Annotated in this window: 21 protein-coding genes, 1 tRNA gene and 2 pseudogenes; 12 read left to right on the top strand and 12 right to left on the bottom strand. The window is 64.6% G+C overall.

Features of this window, described 5'->3' with window-relative positions:
* Window positions 1–627 (top strand): annotated as a pseudogene (locus AABB87_RS16620) (hypothetical protein); the annotation flags it as partial.
* 36 nt (window positions 628–663) lie between these two features.
* On the opposite strand, the gene AABB87_RS16625 reads toward AABB87_RS16620, so the two are convergent.
* Window positions 664–1077, bottom strand: coding sequence for an SRPBCC domain-containing protein (locus tag AABB87_RS16625; protein ID WP_341972385.1), 414 nt, complete (start codon window positions 1075–1077; stop codon window positions 664–666).
* Between the two features lie 296 nt (window positions 1078–1373).
* Between AABB87_RS16625 and recC the strand changes: the two genes are divergently transcribed.
* The 4 genes from recC (at window position 1374) to AABB87_RS16645 (ending at window position 11030) form a co-directional block, all read left to right on the top strand.
* The gene (recC, locus tag AABB87_RS16630; RefSeq protein WP_341972386.1) at window positions 1374–4943 is read left to right on the top strand and encodes an exodeoxyribonuclease V subunit gamma; all 3570 of its coding nucleotides are present in this window, start codon (window positions 1374–1376) and stop codon (window positions 4941–4943) included.
* Window positions 4936–8745, top strand: a complete 3810-nt coding sequence (gene recB / locus AABB87_RS16635; RefSeq protein WP_341972389.1) for an exodeoxyribonuclease V subunit beta — start codon at window positions 4936–4938, stop codon at window positions 8743–8745. Before recC ends, recB begins: the two co-directional genes overlap by 8 nt.
* Window positions 8742–10718, top strand: a complete 1977-nt coding sequence (recD, locus tag AABB87_RS16640) for an exodeoxyribonuclease V subunit alpha (RefSeq protein WP_341972391.1) — start codon at window positions 8742–8744, stop codon at window positions 10716–10718. The genes recB and recD overlap by 4 nt, the downstream gene beginning before the upstream one ends.
* 72 nt (window positions 10719–10790) lie before the next feature.
* Window positions 10791–11030: a hypothetical protein gene (locus tag AABB87_RS16645; RefSeq protein WP_341972393.1), complete on the top strand. Its 240-nt coding sequence runs from the start codon at window positions 10791–10793 to the stop codon at window positions 11028–11030.
* A 223-nt stretch (window positions 11031–11253) separates the two neighbouring features.
* On the opposite strand, the gene AABB87_RS16650 is transcribed toward AABB87_RS16645, so the two are convergent.
* From AABB87_RS16650 to ispB, 3 genes are all read right to left on the bottom strand, one after another.
* Window positions 11254–11856 carry a 2-hydroxychromene-2-carboxylate isomerase gene (locus tag AABB87_RS16650; protein WP_341972395.1) on the bottom strand — a complete coding sequence of 201 codons (603 nt, stop codon included), beginning with the start codon at window positions 11854–11856 and terminating at the stop codon, window positions 11254–11256.
* Between the two features lie 184 nt (window positions 11857–12040).
* Window positions 12041–12117 (bottom strand) — tRNA-Pro (locus tag AABB87_RS16655).
* A 105-nt stretch (window positions 12118–12222) separates the two neighbouring features.
* The gene (ispB, locus tag AABB87_RS16660; RefSeq protein WP_341972582.1) at window positions 12223–13152 is read right to left on the bottom strand and encodes an octaprenyl diphosphate synthase; all 930 of its coding nucleotides are present in this window, start codon (window positions 13150–13152) and stop codon (window positions 12223–12225) included.
* 312 nt (window positions 13153–13464) lie between these two features.
* On the opposite strand from ispB, the gene rplU reads away from it, so the two are divergent.
* The 4 genes from rplU (at window position 13465) to proB (ending at window position 16452) form a co-directional block, all read left to right on the top strand.
* Window positions 13465–13776 (top strand): 50S ribosomal protein L21, encoded by a 312-nt coding sequence (rplU, locus tag AABB87_RS16665; protein WP_058720709.1) that lies wholly within the window; start codon window positions 13465–13467, stop codon window positions 13774–13776.
* A 42-nt stretch (window positions 13777–13818) separates the two neighbouring features.
* Window positions 13819–14076, top strand: a complete 258-nt coding sequence (rpmA, locus tag AABB87_RS16670; protein WP_058720708.1) for a 50S ribosomal protein L27 — start codon at window positions 13819–13821, stop codon at window positions 14074–14076.
* A gap of 163 nt (window positions 14077–14239) precedes the next feature.
* Entirely contained in the window at window positions 14240–15328 is a 1089-nt protein-coding gene (obgE, locus tag AABB87_RS16675; RefSeq protein WP_058720707.1) for a GTPase ObgE, read from the top strand.
* Complete coding sequence (gene proB, locus AABB87_RS16680) at window positions 15325–16452, top strand: glutamate 5-kinase (protein ID WP_341972397.1); 1128 nt, start codon at window positions 15325–15327, stop codon at window positions 16450–16452. Before obgE ends, proB begins: the two co-directional genes overlap by 4 nt.
* Before the next feature lie 120 nt (window positions 16453–16572).
* On the opposite strand, the pseudogene AABB87_RS16685 reads toward proB, so the two are convergent.
* Window positions 16573–17100, bottom strand: a pseudogene (locus AABB87_RS16685) (RNA pyrophosphohydrolase); the annotation flags it as partial.
* Between the two features lie 140 nt (window positions 17101–17240).
* Between AABB87_RS16685 and AABB87_RS16690 the strand changes: the two are divergent.
* Window positions 17241–18986 carry a proline--tRNA ligase gene (locus AABB87_RS16690; RefSeq protein ID WP_341972400.1) on the top strand — a complete coding sequence of 582 codons (1746 nt, stop codon included), beginning with the start codon at window positions 17241–17243 and terminating at the stop codon, window positions 18984–18986.
* Window positions 18986–19612 carry a lytic transglycosylase domain-containing protein gene (locus AABB87_RS16695; RefSeq protein ID WP_341972583.1) on the top strand — a complete coding sequence of 209 codons (627 nt, stop codon included), beginning with the start codon at window positions 18986–18988 and terminating at the stop codon, window positions 19610–19612. The genes AABB87_RS16690 and AABB87_RS16695 overlap by 1 nt, the downstream gene beginning before the upstream one ends.
* Window positions 19613–19673: 61 nt before the next feature.
* On the opposite strand, the gene AABB87_RS16700 is transcribed toward AABB87_RS16695, so the two are convergent.
* From AABB87_RS16700 to hemA, 6 genes are all read right to left on the bottom strand, one after another.
* Window positions 19674–20249, bottom strand: coding sequence for a UbiX family flavin prenyltransferase (locus tag AABB87_RS16700; RefSeq protein ID WP_341972403.1), 576 nt, complete (start codon window positions 20247–20249; stop codon window positions 19674–19676).
* A gap of 8 nt (window positions 20250–20257) precedes the next feature.
* A complete protein-coding gene (gene grxD / locus AABB87_RS16705) occupies window positions 20258–20575 on the bottom strand; it encodes a Grx4 family monothiol glutaredoxin (protein WP_058720702.1) in 318 nt (105 codons plus the stop codon).
* Window positions 20576–20638: 63 nt separating this feature from the next.
* Window positions 20639–21310, bottom strand: a complete 672-nt coding sequence (locus AABB87_RS16710) for a hypothetical protein (RefSeq protein WP_341972406.1) — start codon at window positions 21308–21310, stop codon at window positions 20639–20641.
* Window positions 21311–21448: 138 nt separating this feature from the next.
* Window positions 21449–22291 carry a peptide chain release factor N(5)-glutamine methyltransferase gene (gene prmC / locus AABB87_RS16715; protein ID WP_341972408.1) on the bottom strand — a complete coding sequence of 281 codons (843 nt, stop codon included), beginning with the start codon at window positions 22289–22291 and terminating at the stop codon, window positions 21449–21451.
* Complete coding sequence (prfA, locus tag AABB87_RS16720) at window positions 22288–23376, bottom strand: peptide chain release factor 1 (protein ID WP_341972409.1); 1089 nt, start codon at window positions 23374–23376, stop codon at window positions 22288–22290. The genes prmC and prfA overlap by 4 nt, the downstream gene beginning before the upstream one ends.
* Before the next feature lie 92 nt (window positions 23377–23468).
* Window positions 23469–24785, bottom strand: a complete 1317-nt coding sequence (hemA, locus tag AABB87_RS16725; RefSeq protein WP_341972410.1) for a glutamyl-tRNA reductase — start codon at window positions 24783–24785, stop codon at window positions 23469–23471.
* 136 nt (window positions 24786–24921) lie between these two features.
* On the opposite strand from hemA, the gene AABB87_RS16730 reads away from it, so the two are divergent.
* Window positions 24922–25197, top strand: coding sequence for a hypothetical protein (locus AABB87_RS16730; RefSeq protein WP_341972412.1), 276 nt, complete (start codon window positions 24922–24924; stop codon window positions 25195–25197).
* Between the two features lie 13 nt (window positions 25198–25210).
* Here the strand turns inward: AABB87_RS16730 and miaB are convergent, their stop codons facing one another.
* Window positions 25211–26575, bottom strand: a complete 1365-nt coding sequence (gene miaB / locus AABB87_RS16735) for a tRNA (N6-isopentenyl adenosine(37)-C2)-methylthiotransferase MiaB (RefSeq protein ID WP_341972413.1) — start codon at window positions 26573–26575, stop codon at window positions 25211–25213.
* Between the last annotated feature and the right edge of the window lie 70 nt (window positions 26576–26645).

The raw sequence follows: 26645 nt of genomic DNA on the forward strand, positions 1-26645 counted from the left end.
GCTGAACGCGCTGCGGCTGAACGCGCTGCGGCTGAACGCGCTGCGGCTGAACGCGCTGCGGCTGAACGCGCTGCGGCACTCAAGGCTGAAGCTGAGGCCAAGGCTGCAGAAGAGGCAATGGCAAGGCAGGCCCAAGTCAAAGCCTTGGCCGAACAGCGTGCTGCTGACCAGGCCGCCGAGCTAGCCCTGGCCGAAGCGCGAGCAACGGCTGCTGCCCAACTGGCTGAAGCGCAGGAAACTGAAGCGCAGGAAGTGGCTCGGCGCGAACAGGCTCGCTTGGCACGCGAAGCTCAAGCCGAGCGCGAACGCGCTGAGCTGGCCGCCTTTTTGCACATCGATTTGAATGTGGGCCTGGCCAATGCCAAGTCTGCGGCTTTCGACCCCACTCAAATCCAGATCCGTGAGCTAGCGCCGCAGCAAGACGCAAGCACCGCACAGGCACTTGAGCTTGATCTGGCCAGCATCCAGCTGCCCCCAGCCACGCCGGCACCTGCGCTGGATCTGGGTGCGCTGGGTGACTTGAGCCAGATGCTGGCCAAGGTGGCGCAAACATCGCGCCAGGCTGCACCCGCGCCAGAAGCCTTGGATCTGCATAGGGTGGCGCAGGCCGCCCAGTTGCGGCGCTGACGGGTACGCGAAGCGGGCTGTAGAACTGCCGGGCCTTCAGCCCAGGCGCGTCTTCTCCACATGCCGCGCAAAGCTTTCGAGAATGGCCTGCCAGCCGCTGCGCTGTTGTTCCTCGGTGTGGGTGGCTTCGCCGTCGAAATTGACGGTTACCGTGACGCCTTCCAGGGTTTCGGCAAAGTCGACCACGCCGATCCGCTCGCCAAAGCGGTAGGCCAGGTGATGCGGCGCCTGGACCTCGGTGTACTCGCCGGCAAAGTCGAAGCCGAAGGAGCCGTCCTTGGCTTCCATACGCGATGAAAACTGGCCGCCCACTCGCAAGTCCACACTGGCCGCGGTGGTGTGCCAGTCCGGCGAGGCGGTGTTCCAAACCTTGATGTCCTCGGGCGAGGTGTAGGCGCGCCAGACTTCGGCAATGGGGGCTTGGATGAGCGTGGTGACGGTGATCTTCATGGGAACTCCGGTCAAGAAGGTGCGAAGAGGGGGGCGAAGATGGGGCAAAAGAGGGGCGGCCCGATTCTGTGCCAGGCGGGCAAAGAAAGGATGCAGGGGATTTCCCCGCCCGCCAGACAGGCATCGGCTTTTGTCGTGAGCATTGCCATTCCGGCGCAGGAAGTTCCATCTTCATGGTCAAGCCGCCTTCGCCCTGGCTGACAATGGCTCACGCCAGCGGAACACTGCCCGCCTTGCCATCCGTCTCGCCTTGAATTGCCGACACCAGCACCGCCGCTACAGCCACTGAAAACTCCATGACTGACCGCCCCTCGGCCTCGTCCGAACTCCCCGCCACTTCGATCACGCCCGGCCTTCTGGTTCTGCACGGCAATCGCGCCGAGCTATTGGGCGACGCTGTATTCGAGTGGTTGCGCCGCCAGCCCTTGTTGCCGCTGGAGGAAGAGATCTTTCTGGTGCAAAGCAATGGCGTGGCCGAGTGGTTGAAGATGACGCTGGCTCAGCAAACCGGCATCTGCGCCGCCACCCGGGTGGAGCTGCCTGGGCGCTTTTTGTGGCGGGCCTATCGCCAGCTGTTGGGCCGCGCGGCGGTGCCTGCGGAATCGAAGTTAGACAAGCTGCCGCTGACCTGGCGTTTGATGCAATTGTTGCCGCAGCTGCAAGGGCAAGCCGGCTTTGAGCCCTTGCTGGGATTTTTGAGCCTGGGCGGCATGGATAGGCGCTTGCAGCTGGCCCAGCGCCTGGCCGACTTGTTTGACCAATACCAGGTCTACCGCAGCGATTGGCTGGAAGCCTGGGGCGCCGGCCATGACACGCTACCCGCTCAACTCGGCCAAGACCCGGCCGGCGCGCCAGCCCTGGCCGCCGACCAGCGCTGGCAGGCCCTGCTGTGGCGCGCGCTGCAACAGCCGCTGAGCGCCAGCGAGCGCGGCGCCAGCCGGCCGCAGCTGCATCAGCGCTTTGTCGCCGCGCTGCATACGGGCCAGCGCCCGGTGACGCCGATGGCGCGCCGCGTGGTGCTGTTCGGCATGACCCATGTGCCTATGCAGACGCTGGAGGCGCTGGCCGCTTTGTCGGCGCATTGCCAGGTGATTCTGGCCATCCCCAACCCTTGCCGCTTCCACTGGGCCGACATCATCGACGGCCGCGAGCTGCTCAAGATGAGCCGGCGCCGCCAGCCCTTGCGCGCCGGCCTAGACCTGGCCGAGGTGGGACTGGAAGCCATGCACCAGCATGCCCACCCCTTGCTGGCCAGCTGGGGCCGCCAGGGCCGCGATTTTGTGCGCCAGCTTGATGCTTTTGACGATGCCTTGCAGGCGCAGGAGCGCTTTGCCCTGGCCAAGATCGATTTGTTTGACGAAGGCGAGGGCGCCAGCCTGCTGAGCCAGGTGCAGGCGCGCATCCGCGAGCTGGTGCCGCTGGCCGAGCACCCGGCGCTGGCGCAGCCGCTGCAGCCGGAAGATCGCTCCATCGTTTTCCACATCGCCCACGGTGCGCAGCGTGAGGTGGAAATTCTGCAAGACCAGTTGCTGGACCTGCTGGCCAAAACACCCGGCCTGCAGCCGCGCGACATCGTGGTGATGGTGCCCGATATCGATGCCTTCGCGCCGGCCATCCGCTCGGTGTTCGGCCAGTACGGTTTCAATGGGCGCGGTGATAAGCGCTTCATCCCCTTTGACATCGCCGACCTGAAAGACCGCGGTCACAACCCATTGATGATTGCGCTGGAGTGGCTGCTTCGCCTGCCGCAACAGCGCTGCCGTTTGAGCGAGGTGCGCGACCTGCTGGACGTGCCCGCCGTTGCCGCGCGCTTTGGCCTCACGCCCGCCGACCTGCCGCGTTTGACACAGTGGATGGAAGGGGCGGGCATACGCTGGGGGCTCAATGCCGAGCAGCGCGGCGAGCTGGGTCTGGCCGCTTGCGGCGAGCAAAACAGCTGGCTGTTCGGCTTGCAGCGGATCTTGCTGGGCTATGCGGTGGGCGACACCACGGCGCACCGCGAGCCCTTTGCCGGCATTGCCGCTTATGCCGAGGTGGGGGGCCTGGACGCCGCCCTGGCCGGCCATCTGGCTGAGCTGCTGGGCGCGCTGGAAGCCTGGTGGCGCCTGAGCAGCACCCTGGCCACGCCGCAGGCCTGGGGCGAGCTCGGCCGTGAACTGCTGGCGAACTTCTTCCTGGCTCAGGACGATCAGGAGCGCGCCACGCTCGCCGCCGCCGATGCCGCGCTGACGCAATGGCTGGCCGCTTGCGAGACGGCGGAGTTTGCCGATGACATCGAGCTGGTGGTTGCCCGCGAGGCCTGGCTGTCGGGCTTGGACCTGCCCACTTTGAACAAGCGCTTCAAGGCCGGCGGCATTACCTTTTGCACCTTGATGCCGATGCGCGCCGTGCCCTTTGAAGTGGTTTGCCTGCTGGGCATGAATGATGGCGATTACCCGCGCCGCAGCATGCGCAGCGACTTCGACCTCATGGGCCTGCCCGGCCAGCAGCGCCCGGGCGACCGCTCGGGCCGCGACGATGATCGGCAACTGATTTTGGAAGCCTTGCTCTCGGCCCGCCAGCGGCTCTACATCAGCTGGAGCGGCCGCAGCGTGCGCGACAACAGCGAGCAGCCGCCCTCGGTGCTGGTTTCGCAGCTGCGTGACTATCTGGCCGCAGGCTGGGGCCAGGCCGAGGTGGACACGCGCACCACGGCCCATCCCTTGCAGCCCTTCAGCCGGCGCTATTTTGAAAACGATGCGCGCTTGCTCAGCTATGCCCGTGAGTGGCGTCAAGCTCATGCGGTGAGCGAGGGCGCTGCCGACGCGCCAGCCGCGGCCCTGCCGCCGCAAGACTTGCCGGCCCTGAACATGGCCGCCCTGGTGAACTTTTTGAAGAATCCGGTGCGTGAGTTTTTCAAGCAGCGCCTGGACGTGCAGTTCCGCGATGAAGACGAAGCACTGGAAGATGACGAGAGCTTCGGCCTCGATGGCTTGCAGGAATGGAGCCTGCTGAGCGAGCTGACGCATGCGGTCTTGTTGGGCCTGGGCGAGCAGGACTTTGCTCAAGCTGCCGCCTCGCCCGAGCTCTTGCTGGCCCAGGTGCAAGAGCAAAGCGCGCGCATTCGCGCCGCCGGCCGCCTGCCAATTGGCGAGTTAGGCCGGCGCCAGGAACGCCTGCTGGCCGAGGCCCTGATGCCCATGCTGCATCGCTGGTGCGAGATGCAAAGCCTGTTCCCGCACAAGGCGGCGATGGCGCGGCTGCAGTTTGAGCTGCCAGCTGCCGACTCAGCCGACTCAGCCGATAGGGCGACTGATTTGCGCCTGGATGACTGGTTGGACGGCCTGCAGGCCACGCCCGCGCAAGAGCAGCTGGTGTGGCTGCATTTGCTGCCCAGCCGCTTGTGCAAAGACGCCAAGAGCCTGACGCCGCGTGCCGACCATCTCTTGGGTGCCTGGGTGCGCACCCTGGTGGCCAGCGCCTGCGGCGAAGCGGTGCAGGGTTTGCTGGTCGGGCGCGACGCGTTGGTCTACGTCAATCCGCTGGCGCAGGACGAGGCGCACGCCATCTTGACCGAACTGCTGCGTGCCTGGGGGCGCGGCATGCAAGCGCCGCTGCCTTTTGCGGCCAAGACGGCGCTGGCCCGCGTCAGCGAGGCCGCTGATGTGGCCGCCGTGTTTGAAGGCGGCGGCTTCGGCGCGCTGGCGCAAGGCGAGGGCAGTGAGGCCACGCTGGCGCGCTGCTATGCCGACTTTGCCGCGCTCAGCGCCGATGGCCAGTTTGATGAACTGGCCCAAGCCCTGTTCGCCCCCTTGCATCAGTGGATGCAAACCCATGTGACGCTGCAACTGCACGGCAGCGCCGAGCTGGCCCAGAACCATGACTGAAGCCCTTGACCCCTTGCGCTTCCCCCTGTGGGGTAGCCGCCTGATCGAAGCCAGCGCCGGCACCGGCAAGACCTGGACCATCGCCGCGCTGTATCTGCGCCTGGTGCTGGGCCATGGCGAGGCCGGTGCCAGCTTCACGCGCCCGCTCTTGCCGGCCGAGATTCTGGTGATGACCTTCACCCGTGCCGCCACGCGCGAGCTGTCTGACCGCATCCGCGAACGCTTGCTGGACGCGGCCCGCTGCTTCCGGGGCGATCCCCAGGCCAAGCCGGATCCCTTCATGCTCAGCTTGCTGGCCGGCTTTGAGTCCGGCCCGGCGCGCGAGCGCGCGGCCTGGCAACTCAGCCTGGCGGCCGAGAGCATGGACGATGCGGCCGTGCACACTATCGATGCCTGGTGCCAGCGCATGCTGCGCGAACATGCTTTCGACAGCGGCTGCCTGTTTGACGAAGAGCTGCAGGGCGACGAGGCCGAGCTGCAACTGCTGGCCGCGCAAGACTATTGGCGCGCCGAGCTTTACCCCTTGCGTGGCGACACGCTGGAACAAGCCTTGGCGGTGTGGCCCAGTGTGACGGCGCTGAGCCAGGACGCGCGCAGCCTGCTGGACTTCAGCATGCCCGAAGGTGCCGGCACGGGCAGCTTGGGCGAGCTGATTGCCCGCAGCATTGCCGAGCATGCGGCCGCCTTGGCCGATTTGAAGCTGGGCTGGGCGGCGCGGGCCGAGGCCATGCAGAACTGGCTCGACGGCCTGTTCGCCAGCAAGACCTGTCCCTTCAACAAAGCCAAGCTGGCGCAGCGCCATTACAGCAACTGGCTAACGGCCTTGGCGAGCTGGGCCAATGAGCCTGAGCTGCTGGTGCCGGATGTGAAAACCGGTGCCACCCGCTTCACGCCCGAGGGCATGGCCGAGGCTTGGAAAGAGGGTCAGCCCATGGCGCTGCCCGCCGAATTTGCGGCCTTCGCGCAATTGATGCAGGCGCTGGAGTGCTTGCCCCAGCCGCGCACCAAGCTGCGCGAGCATGCGGCGGCGCGCATCCAGCTACGCCTGGCCGAGCTCAAGCAAAAAGCCGGCACCTTCGGCTTCGCCGATATGTTGAGCCGGCTGGACCGTGCGCTCGATCCGGCGCTCAACGGCCCCAATGCCCTGCGCTTGCGCGAACGCATGCTCAAGCAGTATCCGGTGGCGCTGATCGATGAGTTCCAGGACACCTCGCCGCTGCAGCTGCGCATCTTCAACCGCCTCTACGCGCTGGAGGCCAACGATGCGCAAAGCGCGCTGCTGCTGATTGGCGACCCCAAGCAGTCCATCTACGGTTTCCGTGGTGCCGATATTTACAGCTATTTGCGCGCCCGCCATGCCACCGCCGGGCGGCATTACATGCTGGGCACCAACCATCGTTCCACCCAGGATCTGGTGGATAGCGTCAACACCTTGTTTGTGCAGGCGGAAAGCCGTGCCGGTGAGGGCGCCTTCATGTTCCGCGCAGCGGGCGATGAGGGCGCTGGCGCCGGGGATGATTTGCCCTTCGAGCCTGTGGCAGCGAAGGGTCGGGCCGAGCGCTTGGTGCTCAGCGGCCAATCTGTCACGCCAGCCCTGAGCTTTGCTTTCGACGCCGAGCTGCGTGACGGCAAAAGCAGCCAGCGCCTGTTCGCCGCCCATTGCGCCGAGCGCATCGTTACCCTGCTCAATGACGAGGGGGCTGGTTTTGAGTCCGCACAGGCCGGCAGCTTCGTGCGCCTGCGCCCGGCCGATATGGCGGTGCTGGTGCGCACCGGCCGCGAAGCCTTGGCGGTGCGGCGTGAGCTGCGCCGGCGCGGTGTGGCCTCGGTGTATTTGTCTGACAAGGACTCTGTCTTTGCCAGTGCCGAGGCGCTGGATCTGCTGCGTTGGCTCAAGGCCGTCGCCGCGCCGCTGGATACGCGCCTGGTGCGTGCCGCCCTGGCCACCGGCATGCTGGCGCTGAGCCTGGACGAGCTGGCCCGCCTGGCCGCTGACGATGAGGCTTTCGAAGCCCGCAGCGAGCAGTTGAAGGCCTTGCGCCAGGTCTGGCTCAAGCAAGGCGTGCTGGCCATGTTGCGCCAGACCTTGCACCGCCTGGACCTGCCCGCGCGCTGGTTGCAGGATGAGGCCGCTAACGGTGAGCGCCAGCTGACCAACTTCTTGCATCTGGCCGAACTCCTGCAGGCGGCCAGCCGCCAACTCGAAGGCGAGCAGGCCCTGGTGCGCTGGCTGGCCACCGAGATTGAAGACGCGGCCGTTGGCGGCGGGGCGGGCGGCGACGAGCAGGTGCTGCGCCTGGAAAGCGATGCCGATCTGGTCAAGGTGGTGACGGTGCACAAGTCCAAGGGCTTGGAGTACCCGCTGGTCTTCCTGCCCTTCGCCTGCAGCTACCGGGCGGTGGAGCAAGCGCGCAGCAGCTTCGTCAAGGTGGTGGACGAAGCGGGCGAAAGCCAGCTGCATCTGCAGCTGAACAAGGACTTGGTGGCCGCCGCTGATCGCGACCGCCTGCGTGAGGATCTGCGCTTGCTCTACGTCGCCTTGACGCGCGCCCGCCATGCCCTGTGGGTGGGCGTGGCGGCGCTGAATGTGCGCGGTGGTAAGGACTGCACGGCGCACCGCAGCGCCCTGGGCTATTTGCTGGGCGGCCCGGACAAGATGGATGCCGCGGAGCTGCAGGCATGCCTGGAACATGTCGTGCAGGGGCGAAGGGCTTTTGCCCTGCTGCCCATGCCCAATCAGGCGCCAGTGGCCAGCGCGCTGCGTTCGCGCGGCGCGCCCCCGGCCCTGTGTGAGCTGCAGACCTACGCCGCCGAGTTCGAGCGCAACTGGACCATCGGCAGCTTCTCGGCCCTGGTGCGAGCGTTGGCTCAGCCGGGTGCTGCCAGCGCAGCGGCGGCTGCGACAGCGGTCAGCGTGGCCGCTGCACGTGATGACGAGGCCGCCGAAGCAGCAGATGCCGGGCAGCCGGGCGGCAGCACGCTTGTCTCGGCCCTGAGTTTGGCGTCGAGTCCATCGCTGAGTGAGACCGAGGGGCAAGACCTGGCCCCCTGGCATGCGTTTCCCCGCGGCGCCTTGGCCGGTAACTTCTTGCACGACCAGCTGGAATGGCTGCTGAGCGAGCAGACGCCGGGCGTCGGCTTGGCTGGCTCGCCTGATCTGCAGGAGCAATTGCGCCGCCGTTGCGAGCGCGGCCTGTGGGCCAAGCATGAGCCCAAGGTGCAGGCCTGGCTGGGCCGGGTTTGCAGCCGGTTATTGCCACCGCTGGGGCTGGCCCTGCAAGACATTCGTCATGCGCTGCCCGAGATGGAGTTCTGGTTCCCCAGCGCCGGCCTGGCTGTGGACGAGTTGGATTCTCTCTGCCGCCAGCACCTGCTGGGCGGCCCAAGCCGCCACACCCGGCCTGAGCTGCCGCAGCGCCAGCTGCGCGGCATGCTGATGGGTTTTGCCGACTTGGTGTTCGAGGCCGATGGGCGCTACTTCGTGCTGGACTACAAGTCCAACGCCCTGGGTTGGCGTGATGAGGACTATCACCCGGAGGCCCTGGAAGCCGCCATGGCCGCGCACCGCTACGAGGTGCAGGCCGCCATCTACCTCCTGGCCTTGCATCGCTTGCTGCAAGCCCGTTTGGGCGCAGGCTATGACCCAGAGCAGCATTTGGGCGGGGCGGTGTTCTACTTTTTGCGTGGGGTCAACGGCCCGGCAGCGGGTTGCTACACCTTGCGCCCGCCCGTAGCCTTCTTGACCCAGCTGGATCGTTTGTTCCAGCAGCAATCTTTGCAAGACGAGGCGACCGCGCCATGACCGAGCTGATTTTGAGTGACTTGCAAAGCTGGCGCGAGGCCGGTTGGCTGCGCCGCCTTGATTTGGCGTTTGCCCGCTTCATGGCCGAGCTGGACCCCCAGGCCGCCCCAGAGTTGCTGCTGGCCGCCGCCTTGCTGGCGCACCAGGAAGGTCAGGGCCACAGCTGCCTGGATCTGGCTGAGCTGGTGCAGGAGCCAGACGGCTTGCTGAGCTGGCCGCAGGATGGCTTGACCGCCTTGCGTGACACCTTGGCCCAGCACCGCCAGGATGTGGCTGAGTTGCTGGCGCGCATTGGCGCGAGCCCCTTGCTGCAAGGCGAGAACTCGCCCCTGGTGCTGCGTGGTTCGCGCCTGTATTTGCGCCGCTACTGGGCTTACGAGGGGCGGGTGGCGGCGCAAGTCTTGCGGCGCTGTGCGGCGGTGGGGGGCGCATCAGATGCGGTCGATGTGAGCCGGCTGCGCGCCAAGCTGGATCAGTTGTTCCCGCCCAGGGAGCCTAAGTTTGATTGGCAGAGCTTCGCCTGCGCTGTGGCCATGCGGGCCAATTTGACCGTCATCACCGGCGGGCCGGGCACTGGCAAAACCTACACGGCCGCGCGTTTGCTGGCGCTGATCTTCGCGCTGGACGAGCAGCCGCAGCGCCTGCGTGTGGGCCTGGCCGCGCCCACCGGCAAGGCGGCGGCACGGCTCAAGCAATCGATTGAAACAGCGCTGGCCAGCATCCCGGCGGACTTTGATTGTGGCTTGCCGCGCGCAGCGCTGACCAGTGCCATTGGCCCAGCGCGTACCCTGCATTCCTTGCTGGGTGCTCGGCCTGACACGCGCAAGCTGCGCGCCGATGCGGCCAGCCCCTTGGCGCTGGATGTGCTGATCGTGGACGAAGCCTCGATGATCCATCTGGAAATGATGGCCGGCCTGCTGGAGGCGCTGCCGCCCGGCGCGCGCCTGATCTTGCTGGGTGACAAGGATCAGCTGGCCTCGGTGGAGGCCGGGGCGGTGCTGGGTGACTTGTGCAGCGGCGCACAAGCCGGGCATTACTCGGCCGCCACGGCCGCCTTCGCCCTGGCCGCCACCGGCCGCGCGCTGCCGGACGAGATGTTGGCGTTGGAGGGCACACAGCTGGCGCAGCAAACCGTGATGCTGCGCGAGAGCCACCGCTTCGGCGGTCCGATCGGCCAGCTGGCCCTGGCCAGCAATGCGGGTGACGCCAAGGCCGCCACTGCCCTGTTGCGCGAGGAAAGAGAGGGTCAGGTCTTGCGCTGGGTGAATGCCAGCTCGGCTCAGGCCGTGCTGCCGCTGGCGCTGCAGGGCCGGCTTGGTGCCGAGGGGGCTGAGTGCGGCTATGGCCTCTATCTGGGCTTGCTGCCGCAGCGTCCGGTGAACGCTGAGCGCGCCGCGTTCGACCGGTGGGTGGTCGCTGTATTGACGGCTTTTGAGCGCTTCCGCTTGCTATGCGCCGTGCGCGAAGGCGATTGGGGTGCTGCGGGCCTGAATGCGACGGTGGAGCGCGCCTTGCAAGCCGCCGGCCTGCTCAACAAGACGGGCGAGTGGTACGAGGGCCGGCCCATCATGGTGACCCGCAACGACGCCAGCTTGGGCGTTTTCAATGGCGACATTGGCATCGTGCTCAAGCCCTGGTCAGCGGGTGGATCAGGTACCGGCGCGGCCTCGCTGCGAGCTTATTTTCTGGACGGCACGGCGCTGCGCTCGGTGGCTGTGAGCCGGCTGGCTGATGTGGAAACGGCGTTTGCGATGACGGTGCACAAATCGCAGGGTTCGGAGTTCGAGCACACCGTGCTGGTGCTGCCCGACCAGGCCAGCCAGACCTTGTCACGCGAGCTGGTTTACACCGGCATCACACGCGCCCGCAAGGCTTTCACCTTGGTCACCGGCCGCGCACAAAGCTTTGATCAAGCCCTGGGGCGCCGCACGCGGCGGGCCAGTGGCTTGCTTGATTTGCTGGATCAGCGTTAGCTCCTGCGGTAGCAGGGCCGCAGTGCCTTGCCGCTCCAGTACAGTGGTGGCCATTCAAAGGAGCTCAACAGCATGGCCACCAATAATTCCTCTTCACCCAAGAAGATTGACGTCAAACAAATCGCCTCGGACAGCGGCGTGGCCGTGGAGGCCTATGACACTTACGACAGCGACGAAGAAACGCTGGCGGCGGCGCATCGCTTTGCGGTGGGCTTGCTGAACCGGGTGGCGCAGATTTGCGAAGCCCAGCCCGGCAAGACCCTGGATGCTGCCGCGCTGCGCAGCTTGGCGGCGAGTTTGCAGCCTAAGTAATGCGAGCAAGGCCCTTGGCCTTGGGTCGGTCCGGCCTCGGCGAGGCATTAGGCCCGTGTGTCGGTCCTGCCTCAGCCAAGCCGCTTGCAAGCGGCTCGGCCTTCGTCAGGCGTCGACAAGGCCGCAGGGCCTTGCCTCGGTCCTGACTCAGCCAATCCGCTCGTAGGCGGCTCGGCCTTCGTCAGGCGTCGACAAGGCCGCAGGGCCTTGCCTCGGTCCTGACTCAGTAAGGGCCGTTGGCGAGCCAGCGTTCGAGTTGGGGCAGGCGGTCATTGCCCCAGAAGCGCTCGCCTTCGACGATGAAGAAGGGCGAGCCGAACACGCCGCGCGCCTCGGCCATGTCCACCTCGGCCTTCAGGCGAGCCCGGCTGGCCGAGCCGCTGCTGGCTTCGTGGAAGTCCTCGGCGGAGATGCCCATGGCTTCGCAGATGGCCTGCAGCACTTCGGCTGCGGCGACGTTCTGGTCCTTGATGAAATAGGCCTGCAGCACATGCTTGGCGAAGTCGCGGCCTTGCTGCGGGTTGCGGTCGTTGATCCAGTGGAAGATACGCGCTGCTTGCTCGGTGTGCACGCCCAGGGTCGAGGGGGTCTTGTAATGGACACCGTAATAGGTGGCCAGGCGCTCGGCATCGCGGCGGATGTAGTCGCTGCGCATTACGTTGTGCGGTATGCGGATGCGCTCGAGCGAGTTGAAATTGGCGTCCAGCACGATCACATGCCAGTTGACGCTGCGGCCGTGCCGTTCCGCCAGTTGGTCGATGACGGCCGAGGCGATGTAGCCGTAGGGCGAGGCGAAGTCGAAGTAGAAATCAATCGGCGCGGACATGCGTGCTAGCTCCATCAGTTTGGCGCGGATTGTAGGGGCGAGGATCGCGAGGCCTGCGCAGGCCGCGGGCGCATAGCCAAACTCGGCTAAAAGCTACTAGCCAAGGCTGACGTAGGCAAGCTTGAACCAACGATGGATCGATTGATTTGAAAGACCGAGGATTTCTGCTGACTTGAGAAATTCCTGGTCGGGGTGAGAGGATTCGAACCTCCGGCCTCCACGTCCCGAACGTGGCGCGCTACCTGGCTACGCTACACCCCGATGTTCTGGCGACTGGGACTTGGTATTTCACAAGTCCAGCGCAAAACTTCTTGTACTTCGTCTTGTACTTCTTTTACTGCTTGTCTCGAGTGGCTGAGAGTCGACTCAGAAAGAGCGCTCAACCGACCGAGCCGCAAATTCTAGCAGGGATTTTCGCCATTTTGAGTCGGGCAAGAGATTGAGGCAGTCGCGCGCCAATTTTGCTTCGGCTCTTGCGGCCTCGCGGGTCGCTTCCAGTGCGCCGGTTTCGCGCACGATGGCGACGATCTCGGCCAGCTTTTCCTGCTCGCCATGCTCGATGGCGTGACGCAAGAGCTGGCGTTGCTCGGCATTGCAGCGTTCCATGGCGATCAGCAGAGGCAGGGTGGTCTTGCCTTCGCGCAGGTCGTCGCCAACGTTCTTGCCCAGGGCTTGGCTATCGCCCTCGTAGTCGAGCACGTCGTCGATCAGCTGAAAGGCGGTGCCGAGCGCGCGGCCATAGCCAGCGCAGGCCTCTTCGATCTCGGGCCCCGCATCGGCCAGCACAGCGCCCAGGCGAGCGCTGGCTTCAAACAGCTTGGCGGTCTTGTAGCGGATCACGCGGAGATAGGCTTCCACCGTGATGTCGGGGTCATGCATATTCATTAGCTGCAAGACCTCGCCCTCGGCGATTACATTGGTGGCCTCGGCCAGCACATCCAGCACGCGCAGCTTGTTCACCGACACCATCATCTGGAAGGCGCGCGAGTAGAGGAAGTCGCCCACCAGCACGCTGGCGGCATTGCCGAACAGGGCGTTGGCGGTTTTTTTGCCGCGGCGCATCGAGGATTCATCCACCACGTCGTCGTGCAACAGCGTGGCGGTGTGGATGAACTCCACCACGGCGGCGAGTTCAAAGCGCCCGGGCTGTTGATAGCCGAGTGCGTTGGCAAACAGCAGCACCAGCTTGGGGCGCATGCGCTTGCCGCCGGCATGCACGATGTAGCCGGCAATCTGATTGATCAAAGCCACGTCAGAGCTCAGGCGCTGGGCAATGACAGCATCGACTTCCAGCATCTCTGCTGCCAGTGTGGCAAGTGCCTCGCTCAGGAGGGGATCGGTGGAGGGGGACGAAGCAGTCGCAGCGTGCACTCTCGGCTCTCATTGGGACGGAAGGTGGATTATAGGAACAGCCGCGCGAACCCCGGCGCGGCGCGCTTGGGTTTGCACAGCGGCTGTCGTGCAAGCGCTGCGGCACGGTCGCCTGCTTGTCAAAGCAGCAAGCTGTGCTATACTCGCGGGCTCTGTTGCTCTTGGGTGGCAGGGGTTTGGCCTGGCTTGCTCTGATGAATTGACGAGTGCCGGGCAGGTTTAATTGAAAGGGCTGATATGTACGCGGTCATAAAAACCGGCGGTAAGCAATACAAAGTTGCTGCCGGCGAAAAGATCAAGATAGAACAGATTGCTGCGGATGTTGGCCAAGAGATTGTGATCGACCAAATTTTGGCTGTCGGCAACGGCGCTGAATTGAAGATTGGCACTCCCTTGGTTGCGGGCGCAAGCGTTTCCGCCACAGTTGTGGCTCACGGTAGGCACGACAAAGTGCGCATCTTCAAGCTGCGCCGTCGTAAGCACTACAAGAAGAGTCAAGGCCATCGCCAGAACTTCACCGAGCTGTTGATCAGCACGGTGAACGGCTGAGCGCGGTTTTCTTCTTTAGCTAACAGTTCAAGGAGCTGATCCATGGCACAGAAAAAGGGCGGCGGTTCAACACGAAACGGCCGCGACTCCAAACCAAAGATGTTGGGTGTGAAGGCCTTCGGCGGCCAACTCATCTCGGCAGGTTCCATCATCGTGCGTCAGCGCGGTACCAAGTTCCATCCCGGCACTAACGTCGGTATCGGCAAGGACCACACGCTGTTCGCCTTGGTTGACGGCCACGTGTCGTTCGCCATCAAGGGTGAAAAGAGCCGCCAGACCGTGTTCGTGACGGCTGCCTAAGCGCAGACTTCAGCGAATGCGATTCGCCGACGGGGGCTAGCCGCCCGCCGGCGACCCAAAGCCCCGGCTAGCCCGGGGCTTTTGCTTTTTGCGGCGGCAAACAATGCCTGTGCGCATTGACTTAATATTGGCCGCTGTCCGCAAGAAGCGCAGAGAAAGACATATGAAGTTCATCGACGAAGCCACCATCGACATCGTGGCCGGCAATGGTGGTGCCGGCTGTGCGAGTTTTCGCCGCGAAAAATTCATCCCCTTCGGCGGGCCCGATGGTGGTGATGGCGGACGTGGTGGCAGTGTTTATGCCGTCGGTGACGTCAACCTCAATACCTTGATCGACTACCGCTATGCGCGCCGCCATGAGGCCCGCAATGGCGAGGCCGGTCGCGGTTCGGATTGCTATGGTGCTGCCTCGGATGACGTCATCCTGCGCATGCCCGTGGGCACCATCATCAAAGACTTGGAAACCGACACGGTGATCGCCGAGTTGTTGGAGCCGGACGAAAAAATCCTGCTGGCCAAGGGCGGCGACGGTGGCTTCGGCAACTTGCACTTCAAGACCAGTACCAACCGCGCCCCGCGTCAGAAGACGCCGGGCTGGCCCGGTGAGGCCAAGAAGGTCAAGCTGGAATTGCGGGTGCTGGCCGATGTGGGCCTGCTGGGCCAGCCCAATGCGGGCAAGTCCACGCTGATCACGGCGGTGTCGAATGCGCGCCCCAAGATTGCCGACTATCCCTTCACGACCTTGTACCCAAATCTGGGTGTGGTGCGCGTCGGGCCGGAGAAGAGCTTTGTGGTTGCCGACATCCCCGGCTTGATCGAAGGCGCGGCCGAAGGTGCGGGCCTGGGTCACCAGTTCCTGCGTCATTTGCAGCGCACGCGTTTGCTGCTGCATGTGGTTGATCTGGCTCCCTTTGACCCGGCGGTTGACCCGGTGGCGGAAGCCAAGGCCATCGTGGCCGAGTTGAAGAAGTACGACGAGTCTTTGTACGACAAGCCGCGCTGGTTGGTGCTCAACAAGCTGGACATGGTGCCGGAAGACGAGCGCGCCAAGCGGGTCAAAGACTTCATCAAGCGCTACAAGTGGAAGGGCCCGGTGTTTGAAATCTCGGCCTTGACGCGTGATGGCTGCCAAAGCTTGGTGCATGCCATCTACGACCATGTGGCTTCGGCCCAGCGCGTCATCGTCGAAGTGGATCCCCGCTTCCCGGATGGCAAGCCGGCAGCTCCTGCGGCGGACGACGACGCAGCATGAGTGGCGCGCTGAAAGGCGCGCGGCGCATTGTCGTTAAAGTAGGTTCCAGCCTCGTGACCAACGAAGGTCGCGGGGTGGATGCTGATGCCATTGCCAACTGGTGTCGCCAACTGGCGGCCTTGGCGAGTGAAGGGCGCGAGCTGGTGATGGTGTCCAGTGGCGCCATCGCCGAGGGCATGAAGCGCCTCGGCTGGGCCACCCGCCCCAAGGAATTGCACGAGTTGCAGGCCGCTGCGGCGGTGGGCCAGATGGGTCTGGCCCAGATGTACGAAACCAAGCTGCGGGAGCAGGGCATGGGCAGCGCGCAAGTGCTGCTGACGCATGCCGACTTGGCCGACCGTGAGCGCTATCTCAATGCCCGCTCCACGCTGCTGACCTTGTTGCAGCACCGCGTGCTGCCGGTCATCAACGAGAACGACACCGTCGTCAACGACGAGATCAAGTTCGGTGACAACGACACCTTGGGTGCGTTGGTGGCCAATCTGGTCGAGGCCGATGCCTTGATCATCCTGACCGATCAGCGTGGCCTTTACTCGGCCGATCCGCGCAAAGATCCCAATGCCCGTTTTATTGATGAGGCTCAGGCTGGTACGCCTGAGCTGGAATTGATGGCTGGTGGCGCCGGTTCAAGCCTGGGGCGCGGCGGCATGATCACCAAGATCTTGGCCGCCAAACGCGCTGCCGGCAGTGGCGCCAACACCGTCATCGCCTGGGGCCGCGAGCCCGATGTCTTGTTGCGCCTGGTGGCCGGCGAAGCCATCGGCACGGCGCTGCTGGCCAGCACGCCGAAGTTGGCGGCGCGCAAGCAGTGGATGGCTGATCATCTGCAATTGCGTGGCGCCGTGACGGTGGACGCCGGCGCAGCGGCCAAGCTGCAGGGCGAGGGCAAGAGCCTCTTGTCAATCGGCGTGACCGATGTGCAAGGCGACTTCCGCCGCGGCGAGGTGATCGCGGTGCGTGACGCTTCTGGCTTGGAGTTGGCGCGCGGCTTGAGCAATTACTCCAGCGCCGAAGCGCGGCTGATTGCCCGCAAGGCCAGCAGCGAGATCGAGCGCGTGCTGGGCTATGTGGCCGAGCACGAGTTGATTCACCGCGACAACTTGGTCTTGACCGCCACCGTTTAAGCCTCAGCCACCCGACCCGGGCTGATGCCTGGTGTCGGCTTGGTTGCCCGTCTTGGCGTCCGCGTCCTTGGGCTCAGTCGGCGCGTTTTCCGTGCCCGACTGCACCTCTTCGCTGCGGCCTGCCTGATGATGGTGCGAGCGCAGGCCCGAGCGCAGATAGCGATTGTGCTGATTGAGTCGCGGCAGGTAGCGCGCCAATTCGGTCAAGGCGTTCTCGTACACGCCGCGCTTGAACTCGATCACCGCCTCCAGCGGCACCCAGTACTCGTTCCAACGCCAGGCGTCGAACTCGGGGTGGTTGGTGGCGCGCAAGTTCATGTCGGAGTCGCGCCCCACCAGCTGAAGCAAAAACCAGATTTGTTTTTGCCCGCGGTAGTGCCCACGCGCATCGCGGCGAATGAAATGATCGGGCACTTCATAGCGCAGCCAATCGCGGGTGCGCGCAATGATGCGCACATGGTCGGGCACGAGCCCCACTTCTTCGTGGAGCTCGCGATACATCGCCTGCTCAGGCGTCTCGCCGTAATTGATGCCCCCTTGCGGGAACTGCCAGGAATGGGTGCGGATGCGTTTGCCCCAAAACACTTCATTCCTGTGGTTGAGCAGGATGATGCCGACGTTGGGCCGAAAGCCTTCACGGTCGAGCATAATCAACCTCGAATCTATAGTTGGTTTGATTATTGCATTGGGATGCCACCCCGGCATCGTCCTCGCTTACCCTGACCCCACCCTTTGCCTTGTTTCGCCGTGTTTGCGAAGCATCTTTTTTGCCGAGTCCGCCAGCCATCATGAAAGCTTCCCAGTTCTTCATTTCCACCCTCAAAGAAGCTCCGGCCGATGCCGAGGTTGTCAGCCATCAGCTGATGATGCGCGCCGGCATGATCAAGCGCATTGGCGCGGGCATTTACAACTACATGCCCATGGGCTTGCGCGTGATCCGCAAGGTGGAAGCGATCATCCGCGAGGAGATGAACCGTGCCGGCGCCGTCGAGCTCTTGATGCCTATCGTGCAGCCTGCAGAGCTGTGGCAAGAAACCGGCCGCTTTGACAAGATGGGCCCCGAGCTGCTGCGCGTGAAAGACCGCCATGGCCGTGACTTCATCATCCAGCCAACGTCTGAGGAGGTGATGACCGACATCGCCCGCCAGGAGTTGCGCAGCTACAAGCAGTTGCCGAAGAATTTTTATCACATCCAGACCAAGTTCCGGGATGAGCGCCGCCCGCGTTTCGGCGTCATGCGTGGTCGTGAGTTCACGATGAAGGATGCTTATTCCTTCGACCGCGATGTGGCCACCGCCAAACTGAGCTACCAGAATATGTACGCGGCTTACCAGCGTATCTTTGATCGCTTTGGCCTGCAGTTCCGCGCCGTGGCGGCCGACACCGGCGCCATCGGTGGCGAGATTTCGCATGAGTTCCAGGTCATCGCCGACACCGGTGAAGACGCCATCGTCTATTGCCCAACCAGCGACTACGCCGCCAATATCGAATTGGCCGAAGGCGTGGCCTTGCTGGCGGAGCGCGCGGCTGCGACGCAAGACCTGACCCTCGCGCCCACACCGGGCAAGAGCACCTGTGAAGACGTGGCGGCCCTGCTGGGCTTGCCGCTGAGCCAAACCGTGAAGTCGATTGTGCTGGCCAGTGATGAGCTGGACAAAGACGGCGCCATCATCAAGTCCACCGTTTGGCTGCTGCTGCTGCGTGGCGACCATGAGCTGAACGAAGTCAAGGCCGGCAAGATCGAGGGTTTGAAGGGCGGCTTCCGCTTCGCGACGCATACCGAGATCGAGGAACACTTCGGCTGCAAGCCGGGCTATCTGGGCCCGATCAAGCTGCTCAAGCCGGTCAAGGTGGTGGCTGACCGCACGGTCGCGCTGATGAGCGATTTTGTTTGCGGTGCCAATCAGATGGATTGCCACTTCACCGGCGCCAACTGGGGCCGCGACCTGGCCGAGCCGGATCTGGTGGCGGACATCCGCAATGTCGTTGCTGGCGATCCTTCGCCGGACGGCAAGGGCGTGCTGGCGATTCAGCGCGGCATCGAAGTGGGCCATGTGTTCTTGTTGGGTACCAAGTACTCCAAGGACATGAATGCCACTTTCTTGGATGAGAACGGCAAGCCCCAGCACATGGTGATGGGCTGCTACGGCATCGGCGTGACTCGCATCTTGGGCGCCGCCATCGAGCAGAACCACGACGCCCGCGGCATCATCTGGCCGGACGCCTTGGCGCCGTTCAGCGTGGTCATCTGCCCGATCGGTATGGACCGCAGCGAAGAGGTCAAGGCCGCCGCTCACAAGCTCTATGACGAGTTGCGCGACTTGGGTGTGGATGTGCTGCTGGATGACCGTGGCGAGCGCCCCGGCGCCATGTTCGCCGACTGGGAACTGATCGGCGTGCCGCAGCGTGTGGTGCTGTCGGACCGTGGCCTCAAAGAGGGCCAAGTCGAAGTGCAAGGCCGCCGCGATGCCGAGGCCAGCAAGCTGGCTCTGGCCGATGTGCTGGCTCATCTGAAGGGCAAGCTGAAGCTTTGATGGGCCCTCAGGAGTTGCGCCGCCGCGGCCTCTTGCTGGCTGCCTTGGCGGCGGGCTGGCTGCCGCGGCCGAGTCAGGCCGGCGCCCAGGTTGAAGAGCCTTTGATTGACTCGGTGCGCTCGGCCCTGAGCGCGGCGGTGGCCAATAGCGCGCCACCCAAACCGCGCTTTGACGACGTTGAGCAGCGCTTGGTCTATCTGCGCTGGCTGGGTGAGATGAGCGAGCGGCTCAAGCGCCGCAAGAGCGAGACGCAGACCCGCATCGAGTTTCTCGAGACGATCTGGTACGAGGCCAAGCGCGCCGGGCTTGAGCCCAGCTTGGTGCTGGGCCTCGTGCAGGTGGAAAGCGGTTTTCGCAAATACGCCATCAGCTCGGCCGGCGCGCGTGGCTATATGCAGGTGATGCCGTTCTGGGCCAAGTCGATTGGCGACGGGCAGGCCTCACGGCTCTTCCATATGCAGACGAATCTGCGATTCGGCTGCGTGATTCTGCGCCACTACCTGGATCGCGAGAAGGGCGATATGTTCCTCGCCCTGGGCCGCTACAACGGCAGCCGTGGTCGCCCCGAATATCCTGATGCGGTATTCGCCTGCCGCCGCCAGTGGCTGATGCCGGGCGAGCGCTAGGGCCAATGTGAACTCGGTCCGCAAGGCAGTGCGCAGTTCGGTTGCGCTGCGCCTTGCAACTTCAGTTCTTGAGGCCGCCCCAAGCCTTGGGTGCGGCACCCAGCACACCCGCCAATTCCAGCACGCGCTCGGCGCTTTCGTTGATCAGCTCTTCGATGCTTTGCGGGTGGTGATAGAAGGCCGGCAGGGGCGGGAAGATGATGGCGCCCATTTCGGTGGCCGCCGTCATATTGCGCAGATGCGCCAGATTGAAAGGCGTCTCGCGCACCATCAGGATCAGGCGGCGGCGCTCTTTCAGGGTGACGTCGGCGGCGCGCGTCAGCAAGTTGTCGCCGAAGCCGTGGGCCACCGAGGCCAGCGTCTTCATTGAGCAAGGCGCCACCACCATGGCGGCGGTGGCAAAGCTGCCGCTGGCCACGCAGGCGCCCACATCGGCGGGGGAGTAGGCGAAGCTGGCTTCGCGCTCCAGGCTCGATCTGTCCAGGCCCAGCTCGTGGTACGCATTCAGCACCCCAGCGGGGGTGACGATCAGATGCGTTTCCAGGCCGAGCTCGCGGCCCCGGCGCAGCAGACGCAGCGCGTAGGCCGCGCCGGTGGCGCCGGTGATGCCAACAACAAGCCTTTGCGGCGTTGTCACTGAGGGGCTCAGGCGCTGGTGGCCAGGGTCTGTTGCAACTCGCCGGACTCGTACATCTCCATCATGATGTCCGAGCCGCCCAGGAACTCGCCGTTGACGTAGAGCTGGGGGATGGTGGGCCAGTTGGCGTAGTCCTTGATGCCTTGGCGCACTTCGGCGTCGTCCAGCACATTGAAGGTCTTCAGGTCGGTGACACCGGCGGCCTTGAGGATCTGGATGGCGCGGCCCGAGAAACCGCACATGGGAAATTGCGCCGTGCCCTTCATGAACAGGACAACACGGTTGTTCTTGACCAGCTCGTCAATGCGCTGCTGAACGTCGCTCATAGCTCTACACCCCTTGGTTAATTAACTGGGGTGGATTATCGGTCAGGCGCAAAGCCCCCGAATTCAGTAGCTGTACGACAGGCCGAGTTGCAGCACCGGCTGGAAACGCAGATCGCGCAGCAACTCGTCCATGCCTGGCCCGCGGCTATTGCCCAGGCGCAGGCCGGTGCTATTGCTCAGCAGCCCTAAGTCGGCGCTGAAGCCCCAACCGCCTCGCAGCGACTGGCCGGTGTAACCCAAGCCCAGGTAGGACATGGTGGTGGTCGGGTCGCCCGCGTCCAGGCCCGGTGAACTGCTGACCAAGCTACGCTGGCTGATGGACCAGTTTTGCCCGAGTCTGGCGGAGTTTCCGCCCATCGCTGAGCCCAGGCCATGCTGGCTCATCGAGCGCGGCCCCAGCAACATCCCGCCGGTGGCGCGCAGCCCGCCTTGTACGCCGCCAAGGCCGGAGCCGGTGAGGAAATAGTCGCCCATCAACTGGGCGCTGAGCAGGCGAGAGGCCGAGCCGCTGTAGGCCTTGTCGGCGTCCGGGCTACCCAGCTCCAAGCGGGCCTGCCATTTCAGGCTGTCGGTGGGTTTGGCCGCTGCGGCGATGTCGCTGGCTTGGGCGGGCTTGGGTGAAAGCAGCAGCACGCTGGCGGCGGAAAAGGTCAAGGCGAAGGCCAGGAGCAGGCCTGTTGAACACTGGGCGGCATGCAGGGAGGGCAGACGGTGAGCTGAACACGCGGTCTTCATGGCGGTCTCCTGCGGCAGTGGTTTTAGATTGATGCTACGTCAGGCTAGGCCGCAGGGAAATGACAAATTGCCGGTGAAGCGCTTCCTTTTGTGGCGATCAAGCCACCGCCACCATCAAACGATCAGGCCGTCAGATCATCAAGCCGGCCAGCGCCCGCCGGTGACGCGCGGTTGCTCGCCCAGATCGCGGCGCAGGCTCACGTCGGCAAAGCCGCGTGCCTGCAGCGCCGCAGCAACGGCCGGCGCCTGGTCGTAGCCATGCTCCAGCAGCAACCAGGCGCCGGGCAGCAGATGCTCGGGCGCCTCGTTGATGAGGGTGAGTAAGTCGCGCATGCCTGTGGCGTCATCGCGGCCGGGCGTCAAGGCGCTGAGGGGCTCAAAGCGCAGGGCGGGCAGGTGTTCGTCCTGCCCGGCGATGTAAGGCGGGTTGCTGACGATCAGCGCGAAACGCTGGCCGTCCAGCGGTTCCCACCAGCTGCCTTGGTGGAATTGCAGCGGCAAATTCAATTCGCGTGAATTGGCTTGCGCCACGGCCAGCGCGGCGGGGCTGAAATCCAGCGCGTGCACATCGGCTTGCGGGTGGCTGGCTTTGATGGCCAGGGCGATGGCGCCGCTGCCTGTGCCCAGGTCGATCACGCGCGGCAGGCCCGGGCATTCGGTGCGCAGGATCTCCAGCGCCCAGTCCACCAAGGTTTCGGTGTCGGGGCGCGGGATCAGGGTGTCGGGCGTGACGCGCAGGCGCAGGCCGTGGAATTCCTTTTCGCCGGTCAGATAGGCCAAGGGCATGCCCTCGGCGCGCTGGCGGAATTGCTGCAGCAGGTTTTCGGCCACCTCGGCGGCCAAGGGCGCATCGTCATGGCTGATCAGCCAGGCGCGCTTGCGTTGCAGGGCATGGCCAAGCAGCAGCTGGGCATCCAAGCGATCCAGGCCCATGGCTTGTGCTAACTGCAGGGCGGTGCTGACATCGCTCGGCGCCGTCATGCCGACTTGCCTTCTTCCAGAATCGCCAATTGCTCGGCCGCCTGCGCGGCTTGCAGGCCGGCGGCCACATCGTCGAGGTCGCCGTCCATGATGGCACCCAGCTTGTAGAGAGTCAGATTGATGCGGTGGTCGGTCAGGCGGCCCTGCGGGAAGTTGTAGGTGCGGATGCGGTCGCTGCGGTCGCCGGTGCCGATCAGGCTCTTGCGGGCCGCGGCGTCTTTGGCTGCGCGCTCGTTGCGGTCTTTGTCGCGCAGGCGGGCGCTCAGCACGGCCAGGGCCTTAGCCTTGTTGCGATGCTGGCTGCGGTCGTCCTGGCATTCGGCCACCAGTCCGGTCGGCACGTGGGTGACGCGCACGGCGCTGTCGGTCTTGTTGATGTGCTGGCCGCCGGCGCCGCTGGCGCGGTAGGTGTCGATGCGCAGTTCGGCCGGGTTGAGGGTGATTTCCTCGGCCTCGTCGGGCTCGGCCAGCACGGCCACGGTGCAGGCGCTGGTGTGGATGCGCCCCTGTGATTCGGTGGCAGGCACACGCTGCACGCGGTGGCCGCCGGATTCGAACTTGAGGCTGCCGTAGACCTTCTCGCCATCAATGCGCAGCACCAATTCCTTGTAGCCACCCAGATCGGATTCGCTGGCCGACAGCACCTCGGTCTTCCAGCCGCGCCGCTCGGCGTAGCGCAGATACATGCGGGCCAGATCGGCGGCAAACAGGGCCGACTCGTCACCGCCCGCGCCGGCGCGGATTTCCAAGAAGGCCGGCCGCTCATCGTCCGGGTCGCGCGGCAGCAAGGACAGCTGCAAAGCCGCGTGCAAGCGCGTCATCTCGGCCTGCGCGCTGGCGATTTCTTCCTTGGCCATATCGGCCATCTCGGGGTCAGCCAGCCAGGCTTGGGCCTCGGCCAGATCGGCCTCGCATTGCTGGTATTGGCGGTATTGGCTGACCAGCTCGGAGATTTCCGCCTGCTCTTTGGTGAGCGAGCGGTAGCGCTTCATATCGGCGGCGGCGCTGCCGTCGGCAAGAATGGTGTCAAGCTCGGCCAGGCGGTAGGCCAGGCGCTCGAACTGCTGGCGCAGTGAGTCTTTCATGGGGGCGAATTCCGGGAACAGGGCGACAAGCGCATGCGCCAAGCCTTGTAGCAGGGGCTGGCGGGCGGGCAGGGGGAGGTGAAGCGCTGTCGCTAATGCTCGCCGCTATTGCCGCTATCACTGGTAACCGCGTTGGCCGGGTTGCGGCTGCTGCCGCGCAGGAACAGGCGCGAAACTGTTTGCGCCAGCTGCATGCGCTGCTCGCCTTCGCTGGCGTGCAGCTCGGCCAGGGTGCCGTGCAGCATTTTCTGGGTCAGGCCGCGCGACAGCGCTTCCAGCACCACATCCACATCAGCGCCCTTGGCCAGCAGCTTGCGGGCGCGTTGAATCTCATGTTCGCGCCAGCCATCGGCTTGGGCATTGAGCGCCAAGATCAGCGGCACCGTGTGGCGCTGGCCCAGCCAGTGCACAAAGCTTTGCACACCGGTTTCGATGATGGCCTCGGCCTGCTGCACAGCGGCCTGGCGCTTTTCGCCAGCGGTCTGCACCAGGCTGGCCAATTCGTCCACGGTGTAGAGGTAAACGTCGTCCAGCTTGGCGACTTCGGGCTCGATATCACGCGGCACGGCCAAGTCCACCATGAACATGGGCCGGTGTTTGCGCGCCTTCAGTGCCCGCTCCACCGCGCCCAAGCCAATCAAGGGCAGGCTGCTGGCGGTGCAGGAAATGACGGCGTCGAACTCGTGCAGGCGCTGCGGCAAATCGGCCAGGCGGATCGCTTCCGCGCCCAGGCGGCCGGCCAGCTTTTCGCCGCGCTCCAGGGTGCGGTTGGCCACGGCCATGGCCTTGGGATTGCGGGCGGCGAAATGGGTGGCCACCAGCTCGATCATCTCGCCCGCGCCGACAAACAGCACTTTGATCTGGCTGAGGTCTTCAAACAACTGCGCAGCCAATCGCACCGAGGCGGCGGCCATGCTGATGGAGTGGGCGCCAATCTCGGTGGAACTGCGCACTTCCTTGGCCACCGAGAAGCTGCGCTGAAACAGCTGGTGCAAGGTGCTGCCGACGGTGCCGGCTTGATCTGCCTCGCGCACCGCCTGCTTCATTTGGCCGAGGATTTGCGGCTCGCCCAGCACCATGGAATCTAAGCCGCTGGCCACGCGGAAAGCATGGCGCGCTGCGGCGCTGCCTTCCAGCACATAAGCGTGATCCATCAAGGCACTGGAGCCCACACCGCCGATGCCGGCCAGCCAATCCACGGCGGGCTGCACCATGCCGGCCTCGCCCGCCACATAAAGCTCGGTGCGATTGCAGGTGGACAAAATGGTGGCTTCGGCCGGCCGACCCGCCGACATTTGCTGGCGGAAACCGAGCAAAGTGGGGGCCAACTGCTCCAGCGAGAACGCGAAACGGCCGCGCAAATCCAGAGGCGCGGAGTTGTGGTTCAAGCCGAGGGCGAAGACTGACATGGCAGGATTATAAAATTGACAACGATCAGACCAGCCGCCCAAGCCGGGCAAGAGCCCCTTTTGTGCATACAAATGTCTTGAGCTAGCTCAAGACTGCGCCTGATTTCCCTTCACCCCCAGCCCCAAGGCCGCCCACTTGAGTCCCATCGACGCCTTCTGGCACCTCTGCAATCTCTTTGCCCCGGCTTGGGCTGTGGCCGGCCTGCTGGCCTTATTCGCCAAGCTGCTGTGGCGGCGTGAACTCAAAGCCTTGGCTTGGCGCCGCTTGGCCACTTGGGGTGGCGTGGGCGGCAGCCTGGCCACCCTGGCCGCCCTGGCCCTGCTGGGCCGCGACGGCAAGATGCTGGGCTATGGCTTGCTGCTGCTGGGCATTTGCCTGCCGCAGCGGTGGCTGGCGTTCAGGCCCAAATAGCTTTCTTGCAGGCTTAGGCCAGGGCGGTTTGCTCGTCAGCGATCAAGACTTCGGCGCGCAATGAGTGCGCGAAAGCCTGGGTGATCTTGACGTCCACCAGTTGATTCATCAGGCGCGCATTGCCCTTGAAGTTGACGATGCGGTTGCACTCGGTGCGGCCCATCAGCTCGGACGCATCTTTGCGGGCATTGCCGGTGACGAGGATGCGCTGGGTCTGGCCAACCATGGTCTGGCTGATGGCCAGGGTGTTGGCCTCGATCACGGCTTGCAGTTCCTGCAGGCGCTTGACCTTGACTTCATACGGCGTCAGATCTTCCAGCGCGGCGGCCGGTGTGCCGGGGCGCGGGCTGAAGATGAAGCTGAAGGAGGCGTCGAAGCCGATATCGTCCACCAGCTTCATCAGCTTGGCGTGATCTTCTTCCGTCTCGCCGGGGAAGCCGACGATGAAGTCGCTGGCGATGCGGATGTCGGGGCGGATGGCGCGCAGCTTGCGAATCGTGCTCTTGAACTCCAGCGCGGTATAGCCGCGCTTCATGGCCATCAAGAGGCGGTCGCTGCCATGCTGAACCGGCAGGTGCAGATGGTTCACCAGCGCGGGGATCTTGGCGTAGGCGTCGATCAGGCGCTGGCTGAATTCATTCGGGTGGCTGGTGGTGAAGCGCAGGCGCTGGATGCCGGGGATCTCGGCCGCGTATTCCAGCAGCAGGGCCAGATCGGCGAATTCGTTCGTGCCGCCCATCTTGCCGCGATAGGCGTTGACGTTCTGGCCCAGCAGATTGATTTCCATCACGCCCTGGTCGGCCAGGCCGGCGATTTCGGTCAGCACATCGTCAAAAGGGCGCGACACCTCTTCGCCGCGTGTGTAGGGCACGACGCAGTAGCTGCAGTACTTGGAGCACCCTTCCATGATCGAAACAAAAGCCGAGGCGCCTTCTACCTTGGCGGGCGGCAGGTGGTCGAACTTCTCGATCTCGGGGAAGGTGATGTCGACTTGGGGCCGGCGCTGGTCGCTGCGCGCGGCAATCATGGCTGGAAGGCGGTGCAGGGTTTGCGGGCCGAAGACGAGGTCCACATAGGGCGCGCGCTCGATGATGGCCGCACCTTCTTGGCTAGCCACACAGCCGCCCACGCCGATCAGCACGCCTTTTTCCTTCAGGTGCTTGACGCGACCCAGGTCGCTGAACACCTTCTCCTGCGCTTTTTCGCGCACCGAGCAGGTGTTGAACAGAATCAGGTCGGCTTGCTCGACATCGTCGGTCTTTTCATAGCCTTGCGCGGCGCCCAGGACGTCGGCCATCTTGCCCGAGTCGTACTCGTTCATCTGGCAGCCGAAGGTTTTGATGAAGACTTTTTTGGTCGCGGGGGTGTTGGTGCTCATGGGGTGCTCGGGTGTGATGCGTGGGGGCGCGCTGTTGGCGGGCGCTGTTTGGAAGCGCTCGGGCGCGCCA

Origin of the sequence: Roseateles sp. PN1 (genome assembly GCF_038419725.1) — a bacterium.
In the GTDB taxonomy this organism is placed as follows: domain Bacteria; phylum Pseudomonadota; class Gammaproteobacteria; order Burkholderiales; family Burkholderiaceae_C; genus Paucibacter_A.

Excerpts from the sequence above, each read along its gene's own strand:
- prmC (WP_341972408.1), bottom strand. The coding sequence starts at position 22,291 with ATGACGGCGCCGAGCGATGTCAGCACCGCCCTGCAGTTAGCACAAGCC.
- proB (WP_341972397.1), top strand. The coding sequence starts at position 15,325 with ATGAGTGGCGCGCTGAAAGGCGCGCGGCGCATTGTCGTTAAAGTAGGT.
- rplU (WP_058720709.1), top strand. The coding sequence starts at position 13,465 with ATGTACGCGGTCATAAAAACCGGCGGTAAGCAATACAAAGTTGCTGCC.
- AABB87_RS16710 (WP_341972406.1), bottom strand. The coding sequence starts at position 21,310 with ATGAAGACCGCGTGTTCAGCTCACCGTCTGCCCTCCCTGCATGCCGCC.
- ispB (WP_341972582.1), bottom strand. The coding sequence starts at position 13,152 with ATGCTGGAAGTCGATGCTGTCATTGCCCAGCGCCTGAGCTCTGACGTG.
- grxD (WP_058720702.1), bottom strand. The coding sequence starts at position 20,575 with ATGAGCGACGTTCAGCAGCGCATTGACGAGCTGGTCAAGAACAACCGT.
- hemA (WP_341972410.1), bottom strand. The coding sequence starts at position 24,785 with ATGTCAGTCTTCGCCCTCGGCTTGAACCACAACTCCGCGCCTCTGGAT.
- obgE (WP_058720707.1), top strand. The coding sequence starts at position 14,240 with ATGAAGTTCATCGACGAAGCCACCATCGACATCGTGGCCGGCAATGGT.
- AABB87_RS16695 (WP_341972583.1), top strand. The coding sequence starts at position 18,986 with ATGGGCCCTCAGGAGTTGCGCCGCCGCGGCCTCTTGCTGGCTGCCTTG.
- recD (WP_341972391.1), top strand. The coding sequence starts at position 8,742 with ATGACCGAGCTGATTTTGAGTGACTTGCAAAGCTGGCGCGAGGCCGGT.
- recC (WP_341972386.1), top strand. The coding sequence starts at position 1,374 with ATGACTGACCGCCCCTCGGCCTCGTCCGAACTCCCCGCCACTTCGATC.
- rpmA (WP_058720708.1), top strand. The coding sequence starts at position 13,819 with ATGGCACAGAAAAAGGGCGGCGGTTCAACACGAAACGGCCGCGACTCC.
- prfA (WP_341972409.1), bottom strand. The coding sequence starts at position 23,376 with ATGAAAGACTCACTGCGCCAGCAGTTCGAGCGCCTGGCCTACCGCCTG.
- AABB87_RS16645 (WP_341972393.1), top strand. The coding sequence starts at position 10,791 with ATGGCCACCAATAATTCCTCTTCACCCAAGAAGATTGACGTCAAACAA.
- AABB87_RS16690 (WP_341972400.1), top strand. The coding sequence starts at position 17,241 with ATGAAAGCTTCCCAGTTCTTCATTTCCACCCTCAAAGAAGCTCCGGCC.
- recB (WP_341972389.1), top strand. The coding sequence starts at position 4,936 with ATGACTGAAGCCCTTGACCCCTTGCGCTTCCCCCTGTGGGGTAGCCGC.
- AABB87_RS16650 (WP_341972395.1), bottom strand. The coding sequence starts at position 11,856 with ATGTCCGCGCCGATTGATTTCTACTTCGACTTCGCCTCGCCCTACGGC.
- AABB87_RS16625 (WP_341972385.1), bottom strand. The coding sequence starts at position 1,077 with ATGAAGATCACCGTCACCACGCTCATCCAAGCCCCCATTGCCGAAGTC.
- miaB (WP_341972413.1), bottom strand. The coding sequence starts at position 26,575 with ATGAGCACCAACACCCCCGCGACCAAAAAAGTCTTCATCAAAACCTTC.